Genomic DNA, 16,055 nt, shown 5'->3' with positions numbered 1-16,055 from the left:
AACGGAAGCGGATTCCAATTAAACGAGCATGGCGCCAGAGCAATGGCTATGGGCGGCGCATTCACGGGATTGGCAAACGATCCGTCCGCTATTTATTTTAATCCCGCGGGCATTACACAGCTCAGTGGAACTAATTTCTATTTAGGCACGACATTAATAGTTCCGCTCGCTACATACAAAACCCCGACTCAACCTGCTGCAGAAGTCGATATGGAGAATCAGCTTTTCACTCCTATCAACTTTTATGTTACTCAGCAATTAACCGATAAATTGCATATGGGACTTGGTGTGAATAATCCTTACGGATTGGGGACAAAGTGGGACCCGAATTGGGTCGGTAAATACCTGGCAGTCGAAACTGAACTTAGGGCGTTCTTTTTCACTCCGGTAATTGCTTATCAGTTATCGGATCAACTGTCGGTCAGCGTAGGCGGCACTTTTGCATGGGCAGACGTTACTATAATTCGCAAAGCGCCTATTCCCGTCGGAGGCGACTTCGAGATTGATATGAACGGCGACGGTACGGCTTTCGGTTTTACAGCCGGATTGCTCTACAAACCGACGGAGGATTTCTCTCTCGGACTCAGTTATCGCAGCGAGGTTAGTTTTGATTTCGAGGGTACGGCTACCAGTACTCCGGCGGGTTTTGTTCACCCGTTATTGGGTTTAACTTTGCCGCTTCCCAACGGAAATATTAAAGCTCCTTTAACTACTCCACAGAATATTACCGTCGGAGCGGCTTACGCAGCCAACGACAATTTAATGCTGACGGCGGATTTTCAATATGTGGGCTGGTCGAGTTACGATAAACTCGAGGTTACTTTCGAGAATTACGACCTCGATCTCAATCCGGCTAACGGCGTTCAAAACGTACAGTCTGCCGACAGAAAATACGAGAATTCGTTTATTGTTCGCGGCGGATTCGAGTATTGTATGGAAAACGGCTCAAAATTGAGAGGCGGATTGTTCTACGACAATAGTCCCGTTAAGGACGAATATGTGGAACCTACTTTACCTGACGCCGACCGTATCGGACTGAATATCGGGTACGGATTCAAGTTATCGGAAAAATTCTCGGTTGACGTTTCGTATCTTTATTTAATTTTCATGGAAAGAGAAGTTACCAATTCGAAATTTAATTTCAACGGAACGTACTCAAGCAACGCGCATTTATTCGGTATTAATTTTGCTTATTCATTATAATTATCCGGCGCTCCGGTTTAATTCGGAGCGCTTTTTTTAAACATGAAAATCATATTAATCCTTCTGGCAAGTTTTCTCTTTGTAACCGGTTGTTCTTCTTTGAAGGAAACCGGAAAAAGTCAGCCGGCTGAAGATGTATATGTTTTTGACGACGTAGAATCGATCGATGCGGACGCCGCGACGGATACTTTGGAGAATCGGAAACAAGTTGAAGAGCTCCCGGCAGACGAAGTTAAAAAGAAAACGGTCCATTTTATTGTTCAGCTCGCTGCTTTTTCCAACAGAAACAACGCCGAAAAATTCGTTGAAATTAATTCTAATAAAACAGAGTACGAACTGAATATTATTTATAAGGAAGAAGTTAAAATGTATACGGTGCAGCTTTTTCCGTTCGATTCTATCGAAAAAGCTGAAATGGTAAGGGACGAACTCAGAAAAATCCCCGAATTCAAAAACGCCTTCATTTTTACGGTTGACGATTAATTTCTTTCTGTTTGGCAATTTTCAGTTAATAATCATAAATTTATACTACAATTTTTAACAAAAAGAAAGGTGGGCAAGTGGCTTTTTCTTTAAACAAGATTATGCTGATTGGAAATTTGGGCGGCGATGCTGAAACGCGTTTTACTACGAACAATGTATCTGTAACTACATTTTCTTTGGCTACCACGAGAAGTTACAAGGGACGGGACGGCAATTGGGTCAACGAAACTACATGGCATAATGTTGTGGCGTACAATTTATCCGATTTCTATAAAGACGCCTTAAAAAAAGGGAAGAAGTTTTATATCGAGGGAAGGCTTTCTAAAAGGGATTACGAAGACAAAAACGGCATCAAGAGATATTTCACTGAAGTAGTTGCCGAACAGCTTATACCTTTGGACGGCAGGGAAGCGCCGCCGGAAACCGGAGGCGGAGACATGCCGGATGATACTCCCAATATGGAAGCCGGTCAAGACGAGGATTTACCATTTTAATTGTATGTTGAATAAAGTCGGGATTTGACGATAACTTGGAAAGCGATTCATTTCTGCGCATAGTTCTTCTTGTAATTTTTATTATTCTATCCGGATTCTTTTCCGGAGCGGAAGTTGCGCTCTTTTCGATTGATAAGAAAAAAATTAAAGAATTCCGGAAAGATAGCAAAGTTATAGGGAGTTATCTTCAACTCCTGTTGGATAATCCGCGTCGTATATTGGTCACAATTTTACTTGGCAATACCGTTGTCAATACTGCGGCTTCTATCATTTCGGTACTCTTAGCGCTTGACCTTGCTAAAGTTTACGGAGTATCGGAAGAGCTGGCAGTCACAATTCAGATTCTAATACTGACGATTATCATTCTTTTGTTCGGTGAAATTATTCCGAAATTGATTGCCAACAAGAACAGCGTCGGTTTTGCCAAAGTTGTTGCTTTGCCTCTTTATTGGATCAGCGTGCTTTTCTTCCCGATTGCCAAAATACTGAGCGACTTGTTGCGCGCGGCAACTTCAAAAATAAAGACCGAAAAATTCAAGAATCCTCTTCTAAGTTCCGAAATTACGGAATTGACGAATCTTGGAGTGGAAAAAGGTACTATCGAGGAAGACGAACACGAACTAATCGAAGGGATTGTCTCGTTCCGAAGCGTAACCGCCAGGGAAATTATGACTCCGCGCGTCGACATTGTTGCAGTTCCCGTAGATATTACTTTCGATGAACTAATGAAAGTTATTAACGAATCGGGATATAGCCGGATTCCTTTATACGAAAACTCGCTCGATAATATTATCGGTATTATTTATGCCAAAGACCTGCTGCCGTATCTGAAAAATCCGGAAATGAGAAAGTCCCTTTCGCTCCGTAAAATAGCGCGTGAAGTTTTCTTTGTGCCTCAAACAAAATATATTAACGAGTTGCTCCACGATTTTCAGGAAAAAAAACTTCACCTCGGAATTGTAGTCGACGAATACGGCGGCACCGCGGGTTTGATTTCTCTTGAAGATATTCTCGAAGAAATTGTGGGCGATATTCGGGACGAATTCGACAAGGAAGAAAATCCGATCGTCAAACTTTCGGAGAATTCATATCTGCTCAGCGGCAGACTGCCGATAGATGAACTGAGTGAATTGTTGGAAATCGAGTTTTCGAACGAAGACGACGATTACGACACTCTCGCAGGTTATATTCTTAATCACGCCGGATCGATTCCCGAAGAAGGATTCTCTTTTGTCGATAAAGGGATTAAATTTACGGTTAAAGAAATTCATAACAAAAGAATCAATAAAGTTCTGGTTGAAAAACTGCCGGAGAACAAATGAGAAAGGGATGTTTTCTTACCCTGGTTATTATAATTACGGTGGCAATAGGCAGTTTGATTTTCATTTACAGACAATACGGTTCGGTTATTAAAGACTATGCTAAAGAAAAAATTTTCGAAATCGGGGTTAACGATTTGACAAAAGATTTCGATAAATTGCAACACAACAATTATGACGATTCTTTGAGAGTGTTTTTTTCGGAGAAAATCGAAAATCTGAAAAAAGAAGATTTCGAAGAATCGATGAAAAACTTTGAAAAAATTGCCGAACGCACAAAAATGTTTATAGAGGACAGTCTAATTGATTCTCTTGAATTCAATGTTCTGAAAAAAATGATTGAAGAAGATGAAAGACCAAAGAAAAACTGAAATAAAAGTCGGGATAACAGTATTCCTTGCTCTGATCGTTTTTTTGTGGATTCTGGGGTGGGCTAAAAATATTACGTTCAATTCCGACAAAACCGAACTGAAAATAAAATTCGATAATGTAGCAGGACTCGAAATTGGCGACCCGGTCACAGTAAACGGGGTTCGCGAAGGTTACGTCGACGATATTAGAACCGAAAAGAATTACGTAATTGTCATTTTGAAAATCGACAAAGAAACATCGTTGAAGCAGGACGCCGCTTTTCAAATAATGATGCTCGATTTGATGGGCGGTAAAAAAGTCGAAATCTATCCGGGCAATTCGGACAAACCTCTGGATCCGGATCAAATTCACGAAGGTTTGTTCCTCGGCGACATTTCGACAACTATGGCTCTGCTCGGAAATTTGCAGTCGGATTTAATTCATCTGATTAAGGAAATTAAAGTTACTCTTGCAAAATTAAATAACACGGTACTCAACGACAATTTTACGAACAAACTGACCGATCTTGTAAACAATCTGAATTATGCTGCGGTTAACCTCAATGATTTCGTAACTCGTAACGATTCTAATTTTGCAAAATTAATTTCCAATACGGTTGACATTACCGATAACGTCAATACGATGCTTTCAGAAAACAGAGATTCGGTAAAGGTTTTTATTAATAACGCGAATTTGACACTGAATGAATCGAAAAGACTATTAAACGAACTGAATTCTCTTTTGGACGAAACCCGGCGAAGCGAAAATAATCTGGGAAAATTATTGTACGACGATAAATTTATGAATGAACTGAAAGATACGATGACCGGATTGAATAAACTTATCGGAATACTGGAAGAGCAGATTCAGAAAGAAGGTATTAAAGTTGACGCAAATATTTTCTGATTGAGGAATTAAATGGTTCTCGGACTCGGAATAGACATAATAGAAATCGAAAGAATAAAGCAAAGCGTGGACAATTACGGCGATCGGTTTTTGGAGAAAATTTTTACTATCTCCGAGCTGGAATATTGCCTTTCAAAAAAGAATAAATATCAGCATCTGGCGGCGCGCTTTGCCGCCAAAGAAGCTATAACAAAAGCTCTCTCGTCGGTTAATGTTAGTCCCGGATGGAAGGACATTGAAATCGGCAATCTGTCGAACGGCATGCCGATTGTAAATTTGAGAAGTGTCAAAATCAAAGAATATCTCGGAGACGACAAAAAACTTTTAATTTCGATGAGTCATTCCGACCATTACGTTACCTGCGTGGCAATCCTCGCCGCAAACGCCTGAAATTAGAACTTATTTCCTATATTTATCGTTTGAATTGTAGATTTTTACAAGAAAGGGAAATGATGAACGAAAATCGCGTTATCGTTGCCATGAGCGGCGGAGTCGATTCTTCAGTGGCGGCTGCAATTTTGAAGAAAGAAGGCTACGATGTAATCGGCATAACTATGAAAACCTGGGGATTTATGGAAGTGGGAGGAGCTCCGAAGCACGAATCCGGATGCTGCTCGCTCGATGCAATTTTCGACGCAAAAAATGTAGCCGATTTAATCGGCATCCCTCATTATACCGTCGATTTTACAAAAGCTTTTGAAGAAACAGTAATAGATGATTTTGTCAAAGAATATCTCTCCGGTAGAACGCCGAATCCGTGCGTAGTTTGTAATCGTAAGATTAAGTGGGAAGAATTATTGAAGAAAGCCGATTCGCTCGACGCGCGTTATGTTGCAACTGGGCATTATGCCGTAGTGGAAAAAATTAACGACAGGTATACGCTTAAATATTCCAAAGACATGAAGAAAGACCAAACCTATGCGCTCTGGGGATTGACTCAGGAAAGCCTGTCGCGAACTTTATTCCCGCTCGGCAAATATACCAAAGAAGAAGTAAGAGCCATTGCGGCGGAATTCGGATTGAAAACCGCAGGAAAGCCCGACAGTCAGGAAATTTGTTTTGTAGCCGACAATAATTACGAACGATTTCTGCGCGAACGCATACCGAACGTTATCGATAATATTCAGGAAGGAAATTTGGTCTATCATGGGGAAGTGGTAGGCAAACACAAAGGCTTTCCTTTTTATACAATAGGTCAAAGACGCGGTCTCGGAATTTCTTTCGGTAAACCCGTGTATGTTAAAAATATCGACAGCAATACGAACACTATCGAAATTGGCGACAAAGAAGAACTGCTCGAAAGAAAAGTAAAGGCTTCGGACGTTAATTATGTGAGCAAATCCATTTTAAAAGAAGGCGAAAAAGTATTTGGCAAAATCCGATATTCGGATTCTGCCAAAGAAGCCGTTGTTCTAAAATCGACTCCCGACTCGATAGAAATTGAGTTTACAGAACCGAAAAACGCCGTAACGCCGGGACAGTCGCTTGTGCTTTATGACCATGAAGGTTATCTGCTTGCCGGCGGGATCATAGAAAAGTGACCCGAAAAATATCTTTTATTATTAAACGAATTTTTGCATATTATACGCCAAAATATTATCAATTAGTTAATTTAGGGCTAAGGAGGCAATCTTCGAACGTAAGTTCGGTTCAAACGGGGCGCTCAACGCAAGGGTTCTTTTATTGAATCAAAGTTATGAACCCCTTTCCATTTGTAACGTCAAAAAGGCAATTGTATTGTTGCTTCTCGGCAAAGCGGAACTCGTAGCCAACAACAACGGCAGGCAAATCAGAACTGTGAGCAAATCTTATCCCTGGCCAAGCGTCATTAAACTGAAAGATTACATTAGAATTCCGTACAAGAAAATAATTTTGACGCGGAAAAATATTTTGAAACGGGACGGACACCGCTGCGCATATTGCGGCAGGGGAGATCTGCCCTTAACTGTCGATCACGTTGTTCCCAAATCGAGAGGCGGCTCCGATACGTGGGAAAATCTTGTGGCGGCTTGTCTGCCGTGCAATAACAAAAAAGGCGACAGAACTCCCGACGAAGCCGGTATGAAACTTAGAATCAAACCTTTTACTCCAAATCATATATTGTTTATCAAATCGACAGCCGGAAGAATTGATACCGCCTGGAAACCTTTCCTCTTCGATTGAAAGTAAATTTCCTTTTTTTTCTATATTTTTGTAATCTGTATTCAATAATTTATTCTATCGGAATTATGGCTAAAAAAAGAATTCTAAGCGGTATGCGTCCTACTGGCAAACTCCATCTCGGGCATTATGTGGGCGCGCTCGAAAACTGGATTAATCTCCAAAATCAGTACGACAGTTATCACTTGATTGCCGACTATCACGTATTGACAACCGACTTATCTACCGAACATATTTACGATAATACAATTGAAATGGTTATAGATTGGCTTGCGGCAGGACTGGACCCGAAGAAGAGCCCGTTTTTTCGCCAGTCTCAAATAAAAGAACATGCGGAATTGTTTCTGATATTTTCGATGCTTATTACAAAAGCGCGATTGGAAAGGAATCCCACTTTAAAAGAGCAGGTTCGGGACTTGAATATTGAAAACGTGATTTACGGACATTTGGGTTATCCCGTATTGCAGGCGGCGGATATTTTATTGTACAAAGGAGAGGCTGTTCCTGTCGGAGAAGATCAGGTTCCACATATCGAAATTACGCGTGAAATTGCAAGACGTTTCAACAATCAGTACGGCGAAGTCTTTCCCGAGCCTGAACCGCTTCTTACAAGTTTTGCGCGTTTGCCCGGTTTGGACGGCAATGCTAAAATGTCGAAATCGATGGGCAATACAATACTGCTCTCCGACGAGCCGGATGAAGTTAAGGCAAAATTAAAAAAAGCGGTTACCGATACTCAAAAAGTCAGGAAAAACGATCCGGGACGACCCGAAGTGTGTCTTGTATTTACTTATCACAAAAAATTCAATCCGGACGAAATTGAAAGCATCGATGCGGATTGCCGCAGCGGCGCTCTAGGATGCGTCGAGTGTAAATCGAGATGCGCGGCTAAAATCAATGAATTCCTCGAGCCGATTATCGAAAAAAGAAAGCATTACGAGCAGAATATCGAACTGGTAAAAAATATATTGCACGACGGAGAGGAAAAAGCTAAAGTTGTTGCGCGGCAGACAATGGACGAAGTTCATACAAGTATGAAATTCGGATAATGTATAAAATAAAACTTACACAATTCGAAGGCCCGCTCGACCTTCTCCTCTTTTTTATTAAACGGGACGAGCTCAACATTTACGATATTCCGATATCGAAAATTACCAAAGACTTTATGGATTATCTTAAAATGCTCCAGCAACTCGACCTCGAGATTGCCGGAGATTTTATTCTGATGGCTGCCACGTTAATGCAGATTAAAGTCAAAATGCTCCTCCCGAAAGAAGTCGACGAAAAAGGAGAGGAAATCGATCCGAGAGCCGACCTCGTTAAAGCTTTGCTCGAGTATAAACGGTACAAAGAGATGACCGAAGAGTTCAGCTTTATGGAATCGAATATGCGTAATTATAATTTCAGAAGTAATTTTGAATACGACGAAAAGGAAAAACCGGCTAACCTCGATATTCTTTTGAAAAATATTTCTCTTTACGATCTTATAAAAGCTTTCAAAAAAGTTATCGAATCGAAAAAAGAAGAGCCGGTTCATCAAATTAAAAAATGGAACGTTACTATAGAAGAACAGATGGACTATATCGGAGAAAAAATTAAATCGAAAAAGAGAATCGAATTCAAGGAATTGATGAAAGAGATGGCTAATAAAATTAAAATTGTTGTTACGTTTATAGCAGTATTGGAGATGGTTAAATCCGGTAAAATCGGCATCGAAGAATCTCCGAATTTTAACGACTTTATAATATACGGACTCTCTGATGGATAATATCTATTATTCCGTTGTCGAAGCGTTGATCTTTGCTTCCGACGAACCGCTGCCTGCAAACGAAATTGTCAATGCGATTAAAGAAATTGACGGCGCGGATATCGACATTTCCGTTCAAGAAATCGACGAAGCCGTTAATGCTTTGAATGAAAAATACGACATGAACGGACACGCATTTAAGATACTCAGAATAGCTAACGGATACATTTATGCGACGAAACCCGACCATGCAAAATATGTCGGTTTCCTGTCGACCGAAAAGAGCAAGCGGCGCCTCAGTCAAGCTGCGCTCGAAACTCTGGCTATTATTGCGTACAAACAACCGATTACAAAACCGGAGCTCGAAGCCATACGAGGCGTCAATTCCGATTATACTTTGAACACTCTGCTCGAAAAAAATCTTATTACAATTAAAGGCAGAGCCGAAACTGTCGGAAGACCTCTTCTCTACGGCACTACGGACGAATTCTTAAAATACTTCGGACTTAATAATATTTCCGATTTGCCAAAACCACGCGAGATCGAAGAAATTATGAAAGACGAGGATTTCCAGGAGCAAAAACGCAGAATTATGATGAATGAAGTCGAAGAAGAACTCGAAAAAGAAACTAACGACGAAGGTGCGGACGATGAAGATACGATTGAATAAATTTCTTTCTGAATGCGGAATCTCTTCAAGAAGGAAATCGGAAGAGTATATCAAAACGGGCAGGGTCTCGGTTAACGGCGAAATAATTACGGACTTCAGCTTTTATGTAGACCCGGCAAACGATCTTGTATATCTGGACGGAGAAAAACTTAAACCCGAAAAAAAAGTTTATTACCTTTTGAATAAACCGAAAGGATACATTACTACAACCAGCGACGAAAAGAACAGGAAAAAAGTCACAGACCTGATTAAAACAAAACATAAAATATTTCCCGTAGGTCGACTCGATTATAATACCACGGGCGTGCTTATTCTTACAAACGACGGAAACTTTTCGAATTTTATGACGCATCCCAGCAAAAAAATTCCGAGAGTATATCACGCTACGCTCGATAAACCTTTAATTCAGGAACACTCGGATAAATTGTTGAAGGGAATTTATCTCGACGGCAGGAAAAGTAAATTCGAAGAAGTAAAAATCATTAATGTCAAAAACAAAAAAACGGTTGAGGTTACGACGGTCGAAGGCAGGAATCATTTTGTGAAGCGTATGTTCGGACAGCTCGGATATTTTGTTAAATCGCTCGAAAGGGTAAAATTCGGCATTTTTACTGTCGAAAAACTTCCTTACGGTTATTACAGAGAAATTACTCCCGAAGAAATAGAAAAAGTCTACAGGCTCTATGATAAATAAACTTATCCTGATATTATTTCTGTCGTGCGTTCTATCCGCTCAGAACGACACTTTGAAAGAGCAGTATTCGATCAACGAGTTGAGGGAGCAGCTCGACGATTCGTTTAACGATCCTGCATTGAACAATGCTTTCGCCGGGGTTTTTATAAGATCGTTGAAAACCGGCGAAACCGTTTACAAAAAAAATCCCGATAAATTGTTCGTACCCGCTTCTCTTGTCAAACTCTTTACTACCGCGGCGGCGCTCTTTATTTTAGGTCCCGAATATACATACGAAACCACTATTTACACAGACGGAGAAATTTCTGACGGAGTCTTGAAAGGGGACTTGATTGTGTCGGGGTCGGGCGACCCTTCGATCTCCAATAGATTTTACAGCGGAAGCTCAACAATTATTTTCGAAGAGTGGGTTCAAGAACTGAAGAATAAAGGCGTAAGGAAAATCGAAGGAAATCTCTATTATGACGATCATGCATTCGACGATATACCTTTGGGAAAAGGATGGGCTTGGGATAACGAAAGTTATTGGTTCGCTGCGCCGTCGGGCGCTCTCAGTTTTAACGATAATTCAATTGAGATTAGAATCAGTCCTGCTGAATTAAAATTCCCGGCAAAATATACAATCTCTCCCAATACAAGTTATGCGACAATTATAAATAAAGCGATTACTACGGAAGACGATACTCAAATTGAAGTTACGCGCGAAAGAGGTTCCAACATAATATATATTTCGGGTACGATTAACTATAAATCCGAACCGGTTGTAAAAAATATTGCCATTGCCGAGCCTGCGGAATACTTTATGCACGTATTTAATGAAACTTTAAATGCAAACGGCATTCTGACCGAAGGGAAAATTCTCGATTACGACGATACGGATAAATTCATTATCAAAGACGATATGACTCCTTTGCTGGTTCATCGTTCTGTGCCATTGTACCGAATAATTAACGAGACAAACAAAAACAGCAATAATTTTTATTCCGAACAGCTTCTAAAAACAATAGGACTCGAAGTTTACGGATACGGTTCGGCTGAAAACGGTTTGGAAGCATGCAGAAAACTTTTTAATGAGATAGGCGTCAACGTCGACAATTTGAATCTTGCGGACGGTTCCGGTTTGTCGAGATATAACCTTGTAACGCCGCGTCAGACTGTTAATTTATTGACTTATCTTTATAAGTCGGAAATGTCGGATTATTTTTATAATTCTTTGCCGATAGCAGGTTTCGACGGAACGCTTGCAAACAGGATGAAAAAAACACACGCCAGAAATAATCTGAGAGCAAAGCCCGGTTATAGTCCGGCGGTTTCCGCTCTTGCCGGTTACGTTAAAACGGTCTCCGGCGAAATACTGGCGTTTTCAGTTATTATAAACAATTACTTGTCGTCGTCAAACCTTGTAAACTATATAATCGACAATGCCTGCAACAAATTAGTAAATTTTGTTAGAAATTAATACGGAGGAAAAGTGGAAAATTATAATTTCGAAGCCGAATATAATTCATTGATGAAAAGAAGAAGGGAAGAACTCGACGAATTGATTAAAAGGGGTATACTTCCTTATGCATACAGTTATGATGTCGACAGCTACTCGAGCGAAATAAAGCAAAATTATGAAAAGTACGAAGGCAAGGACGTAAAAGTTGCGGGACGCATAATGGCTTTGAGACGCATGGGAAAAGCCACCTTCGCTCATATTCAGGATTTCAAAGGCAGAATTCAGATTTATCTTAAGAAAGACGAACTTGGCGAAATGTACGACGTTTTTAAACTGCTCGATATCGGCGATATAATCGGAGTCGAAGGCTTCGTATTCAAAACAAAAACCGGAGAAATTTCAGTTCATGCAAAATCGTATCAACTGCTTGCCAAATCGTTAAGACCGATTCCGATTGCCAAGGAAGCGGTCGACGAAAACGGCAATAAAATTGTTTACGATCAATTTGCCGATAAAGAATTAAGATACAGACAAAGATACGTCGACCTGATAGTTAATCCGGAAGTTAAAGACGTATTTATTAAGAGAGCTCAAATTATAACTCAAATCAGAAAATACCTCGACGAAAACGGATTGATTGAAGTTGAAACTCCGATACTGCAGCCCTTATACGGAGGCGCCGCGGCTCGTCCTTTTATAACTCATCACAACGCTCTCGATATCGATCTATATTTGAGAATAGCAGACGAACTCTATTTGAAGCGCCTTATTGTCGGCGGTTTCGACGGAGTCTATGAAATATCGAAAGATTTCCGAAACGAAGGTATGGACAAAACTCACAATCCCGAATTTACAATGCTCGAGCTCTATGTGGCTTACAAAGATTACGAGTGGATGATGGATTTTGTCGAAAAGATGGTCGTTGAATTATGCAATAATGTATTCGGTAAAAATCAGTTTGTAATCGAAGGAAAGGAAATTAATTTCAATCCGCCATGGAAGCGGGTTTCAATGGTTGACGAACTGCTTAAAGTCACAGGCATCGACGTACTTAAAGCCGGTTATGATGACCTTGTTAAAGCGCTTAAGGAAAGAGGCGTCGAGCCGAAGGGCGGCGAATCGAAAGGAAAACTGATTGACGAGTTATTCGAAGTTACCATTCAGCCTTCGTTGATTCAGCCCACTTTTGTAATCGACTATCCGCTCGAACTTTCGCCGCTTGCAAAGAAACACAGGTCGAAAGAAGGATTGGTTGAGCGGTTCGAAGGTTTCGTGCTCGGCAGAGAAATTTGCAACGCTTTCAGCGAATTAAACGATCCGATTGACCAGAGAATGCGATTCGAAGAACAAGCTAAAATGCGCGAGGAAGGCGACGAGGAAGCTCATCAGATCGATGAAGACTTTGTACGCGCTCTCGAATACGGTATGCCCCCTACGGCAGGATTGGGAGTGGGAATCGACCGGCTTGTCATGCTGTTAACAAATCAACCGTCGATACGCGACGTTATTTTATTCCCGCAAATGAAACCGGAAAAATAAGTATGAAGAAAGTAATCCCCGCTGTAATTATTTCGATACTTCTCGGCTTTTTCCTGGGCGTCAAACTCGACGGCTTGCTGTTCCCGTTGAAAGACAATCAACTTGATAAATTCGAGAAGGCATATAAGTATACGAATTTTTTCTATGTCGATTCGCTCGACGGAAAAAAATTGGTTGATAATGCTATCGAAGGAATGCTCAAAGACCTCGATCCCCATTCGGTTTACATTACTCCCGAGGAATTTTCTTTCGAAGAAGAAGAGATGAGAGGCAATTTCGAAGGCATCGGTATCGAATTTCAAATTCTTAAAGATACGATTGTGGTTGTTTCTCCGATTACCGGCGGACCGAGCGAATCGGTCGGTATTCAATCCGGCGACAGGATTATAAAAGTCGAAGGGAAGGACGCAACGGGGCTTACGAACGACGATGTAATTAAATTATTGAGAGGTAAAAAAGGAACGTCCGTAAAGGTAACCGTATTCAGACCGTCGATTAATTCCAATATCGATTTTACTATTGTAAGAGACAGGATAAATCTGAACTCTGTCGACGTTTCTTTGTTATACGACGGTAAGATAGGATATTTGAATTTAACCCGCTTTTCTGAAACGTCTGCGCGGGAAGTTATTGAAGCTCTCAACCGTCTGCGCAAAGAAGGAATGGAAAAGCTTGTACTCGATTTGAGAAACAATCCGGGCGGATTGTTAACGCAGGCTTTCAATATTGCCGACTTATTTATCGACAGCACGAAGATGATTGTTTATACCAAAGGCAGATATTCAGAATTCGACGAAGAATTCCGCGCCCGCAGAGACTATCCGTTCGAAAAATTACCGCTTATAATACTTGTCAATCGCGGCTCTGCATCTGCCAGCGAAATTGTAGCCGGAGCCGTTCAGGATTGGGATAGAGGTTTAATCGTGGGAGAAACTACTTTCGGCAAAGGATTGGTTCAGAGACAATTCGTTTTGCCCGATAATTCGGCTTTGCGGATTACCGTCTCCAAATACTATACTCCTTCCGGTAGGGAAATACAAAGAAACTATAAAAACAAAGACGAATATTACCGCCAGATTCACGATCGAGAAGAAACCGATACGGTCAACATCAATCACAATTATGAAGACAGCTCGGCTGTTATTTATCACACAAAACACGGACGCAAAGTTTTCGGCGGCGGAGGCATTACTCCCGATATTATCATCGACGCGGAAAATAGTTCCGACTTTCTGGTTGAATTAAGAAAAAATAATATTTATTATCGTTTTGTGAGAAAATATCTCGATAAAAACGGAGAAAAAATCAGAAATATTTACTCCGCGGATATGAATAAATTTATAAAAAACTTCGACTTCAATTCGGACGAAGTTAACGATTTTCTGCGCTTTGCTAAAAACAATAATATAAAATTCTCGTCTGCCGATTTTCAGCGCGACAGGAAATTCGTTATCACGATATTAAAAGCGTTTGTCGCGCGCGACCTTTATAAAGAAAAAGGATGGTATTCCGTACTTTTGAGTATCGACAGACAATTTCAAAACGCTTTGAAGTATTTTGACGAAGCGGCTAATTTACCGGGATTTTATGGAAACTAAACTATTTCCTTACAAAGATAAATATCCTTCTATTGCGCCGGACGTTTTTATTGCATCAGGAGCTAAAATTATCGGCGAAGTCGAAATTCTGGAAGGCTCTTCCGTCTGGTATAACGTTGTGATACGAGGCGACGTCAATTACGTTAAAATAGGAAAAAATACAAATATACAGGACGGCTCCGTGCTTCACGTAACGAACAATAAATTCCCGCTGATAATAGAGGATAATGTAACAGTGGGACACGCGGCGGTTTTGCACGGGGCGATTCTCAAAAAAAATACATTCGTAGGTATGGGCGCAATATTGCTCGACGGAGCTACTCTCGAGCCCGATTCGATGGTGGCAGCCGGTTCCCTCGTAAAACAAGGTTTTGTTGTCCCGTCGGGTAAACTTGTTGTGGGCGTGCCCGCCAAAATTATCAGAGACCTGACGGATGAAGAAATCGGGATGATTCGCCAGTCGGCTCTCAACTACAGGGAATATGCCCGAATCTCCGCCGAATCTCTAAAAAATCAAGGTTAGGTGAAATTTGATCAGAAATGTGCATGTTTATTCGTCTTTTAAAATTTCGAAAAAAGTAATCCATAAAATTGTTAAATTGCTGAAAGACGAAAACAAACTAAAAATAATCAATCTTGAAATAAATATTGTCGATATAAAGTCAATCGTCGAATTAAATAAAAAATATTTGAACCATAACTATGCCACCGACGTTATTTCTTTAAATTATTCTGAAAATAGTTCAATTATTGACGGAGAAATATTTATTTGTTATTATGTTGCCGAAGAAAATGCTAAAAAATACGGAGTTACTTTCGATGATGAATTGAAAAGGCTGGTAATACACGGTATTTTACATTTGATCGGATACGACGATACGACTGAGAAACTGCGCAGAGAAATGAAACTTAAAGAAGATTTTTATGTTAAAAAGGCAAAACTTTTAGGAAATTTGTTAAATGGATAACATGAAACCCAAAGTAATAGAAATAATTTCGAAAATTCTGGACGGTCTGGGTAAAGGAAAATCGCTCGAAGAACTGAATAAATATTTTTCCGAAAAGAAAAAGTATGACAAACAGACTCTCAGTATAGCTTTTAGTCTGATTTACGACAAAATTATTCTACAAAACAGTTTTCAGTTGCTGGAAGAAAAAGCCGGCATTCATAAATCCAGAAAAAGCTTCAGGTTCCTGACAGAAGAAGAAAAGGACGCGCTGGGAGTTGAAAATTATAATTACCTGATGCATTTATTCAATGTGGGATTGATAAATCCTACTACACTCGAGGATATACTCGAACAGATATCGATGTTTCCGGAGAATAAGGTAAGTCGAAACGAATTGAACTGGATAGTGCTTTTATCGCTGGTCGATTTCGAATCCGACGTTCCGCCCGGCAGCAGAATTCTACTTTACACTTCCGATTCCGTCAATTAAGGTGAAAAAT

19 protein-coding genes are annotated in these 16,055 nt (G+C 40.4%); all 19 read left to right on the top strand.

The genetic code is table 11. The annotated features are described in order from the left end of the window. On the top strand, positions 1–1,203 hold a 1,203-nt coding region (locus ACSSWA_RS09155; protein WP_437356261.1), incomplete at its 5' end, for an OmpP1/FadL family transporter. Between the two features lie 42 nt (positions 1,204–1,245). Next, positions 1,246–1,686, top strand: a complete 441-nt coding sequence (locus tag ACSSWA_RS09150) for an SPOR domain-containing protein (RefSeq protein ID WP_437356260.1) — start codon at positions 1,246–1,248, stop codon at positions 1,684–1,686. A 77-nt stretch (positions 1,687–1,763) separates the two neighbouring features. Next, positions 1,764–2,180 carry a single-stranded DNA-binding protein gene (locus ACSSWA_RS09145; RefSeq protein ID WP_437356259.1) on the top strand — a complete coding sequence of 139 codons (417 nt, stop codon included), beginning with the start codon at positions 1,764–1,766 and terminating at the stop codon, positions 2,178–2,180. 35 nt (positions 2,181–2,215) lie between these two features. Next, a complete protein-coding gene (locus ACSSWA_RS09140) occupies positions 2,216–3,502 on the top strand; it encodes a hemolysin family protein (protein WP_437356258.1) in 1,287 nt (428 codons plus the stop codon). After that, positions 3,499–3,870 (top strand): hypothetical protein, encoded by a 372-nt coding sequence (locus ACSSWA_RS09135; protein ID WP_437356257.1) that lies wholly within the window; start codon positions 3,499–3,501, stop codon positions 3,868–3,870. Before ACSSWA_RS09140 ends, ACSSWA_RS09135 begins: the two co-directional genes overlap by 4 nt. Continuing rightward, complete coding sequence (locus ACSSWA_RS09130) at positions 3,848–4,756, top strand: MlaD family protein (RefSeq protein ID WP_437356256.1); 909 nt, start codon at positions 3,848–3,850, stop codon at positions 4,754–4,756. Before ACSSWA_RS09135 ends, ACSSWA_RS09130 begins: the two co-directional genes overlap by 23 nt. A gap of 12 nt (positions 4,757–4,768) precedes the next feature. Continuing rightward, a complete protein-coding gene (gene acpS / locus ACSSWA_RS09125; protein ID WP_437356255.1) occupies positions 4,769–5,146 on the top strand; it encodes a holo-ACP synthase in 378 nt (125 codons plus the stop codon). Between the two features lie 62 nt (positions 5,147–5,208). Further along, complete coding sequence (gene mnmA / locus ACSSWA_RS09120; RefSeq protein WP_437356265.1) at positions 5,209–6,297, top strand: tRNA 2-thiouridine(34) synthase MnmA; 1,089 nt, start codon at positions 5,209–5,211, stop codon at positions 6,295–6,297. Positions 6,298–6,439: 142 nt separating this feature from the next. Further along, positions 6,440–6,919: an HNH endonuclease gene (locus ACSSWA_RS09115; protein WP_437356254.1), complete on the top strand. Its 480-nt coding sequence runs from the start codon at positions 6,440–6,442 to the stop codon at positions 6,917–6,919. A 65-nt stretch (positions 6,920–6,984) separates the two neighbouring features. Beyond that, positions 6,985–7,965 (top strand): tryptophan--tRNA ligase, encoded by a 981-nt coding sequence (trpS, locus tag ACSSWA_RS09110; RefSeq protein ID WP_437356253.1) that lies wholly within the window; start codon positions 6,985–6,987, stop codon positions 7,963–7,965. Continuing rightward, positions 7,965–8,684, top strand: a complete 720-nt coding sequence (locus ACSSWA_RS09105; protein ID WP_437356252.1) for a segregation and condensation protein A — start codon at positions 7,965–7,967, stop codon at positions 8,682–8,684. Before trpS ends, ACSSWA_RS09105 begins: the two co-directional genes overlap by 1 nt. Continuing rightward, positions 8,677–9,333, top strand: a complete 657-nt coding sequence (gene scpB, locus ACSSWA_RS09100; protein ID WP_437356251.1) for an SMC-Scp complex subunit ScpB — start codon at positions 8,677–8,679, stop codon at positions 9,331–9,333. The genes ACSSWA_RS09105 and scpB overlap by 8 nt, the downstream gene beginning before the upstream one ends. Continuing rightward, complete coding sequence (locus ACSSWA_RS09095; protein ID WP_437356250.1) at positions 9,314–10,027, top strand: pseudouridine synthase; 714 nt, start codon at positions 9,314–9,316, stop codon at positions 10,025–10,027. The genes scpB and ACSSWA_RS09095 overlap by 20 nt, the downstream gene beginning before the upstream one ends. Then, complete coding sequence (dacB, locus tag ACSSWA_RS09090) at positions 10,017–11,486, top strand: D-alanyl-D-alanine carboxypeptidase/D-alanyl-D-alanine endopeptidase (protein WP_437356249.1); 1,470 nt, start codon at positions 10,017–10,019, stop codon at positions 11,484–11,486. Before ACSSWA_RS09095 ends, dacB begins: the two co-directional genes overlap by 11 nt. 51 nt (positions 11,487–11,537) lie before the next feature. Further along, positions 11,538–13,007, top strand: a complete 1,470-nt coding sequence (lysS, locus tag ACSSWA_RS09085) for a lysine--tRNA ligase (protein WP_437356264.1) — start codon at positions 11,538–11,540, stop codon at positions 13,005–13,007. A 2-nt stretch (positions 13,008–13,009) separates the two neighbouring features. Beyond that, the gene (locus ACSSWA_RS09080; RefSeq protein ID WP_437356248.1) at positions 13,010–14,605 is read left to right on the top strand and encodes a S41 family peptidase; all 1,596 of its coding nucleotides are present in this window, start codon (positions 13,010–13,012) and stop codon (positions 14,603–14,605) included. Further along, entirely contained in the window at positions 14,595–15,128 is a 534-nt protein-coding gene (locus ACSSWA_RS09075) for a gamma carbonic anhydrase family protein (protein ID WP_437356247.1), read from the top strand. The genes ACSSWA_RS09080 and ACSSWA_RS09075 overlap by 11 nt, the downstream gene beginning before the upstream one ends. A gap of 7 nt (positions 15,129–15,135) precedes the next feature. Further along, entirely contained in the window at positions 15,136–15,573 is a 438-nt protein-coding gene (gene ybeY / locus ACSSWA_RS09070) for an rRNA maturation RNase YbeY (protein WP_437356246.1), read from the top strand. After that, a complete protein-coding gene (locus ACSSWA_RS09065) occupies positions 15,566–16,045 on the top strand; it encodes a DUF494 family protein (protein WP_437356245.1) in 480 nt (159 codons plus the stop codon). The genes ybeY and ACSSWA_RS09065 overlap by 8 nt, the downstream gene beginning before the upstream one ends. Positions 16,046–16,055: the final 10 nt, after the last annotated feature.

The sequence above is a fragment of the Melioribacter sp. Ez-97 genome (assembly GCF_051488665.1).
GTDB lineage: Bacteria > Bacteroidota > Ignavibacteria > Ignavibacteriales > Melioribacteraceae > Melioribacter.
Note: the sequence above shows the minus strand (reverse complement) of the source record. Positions and strands in the feature narration are given on the sequence as shown.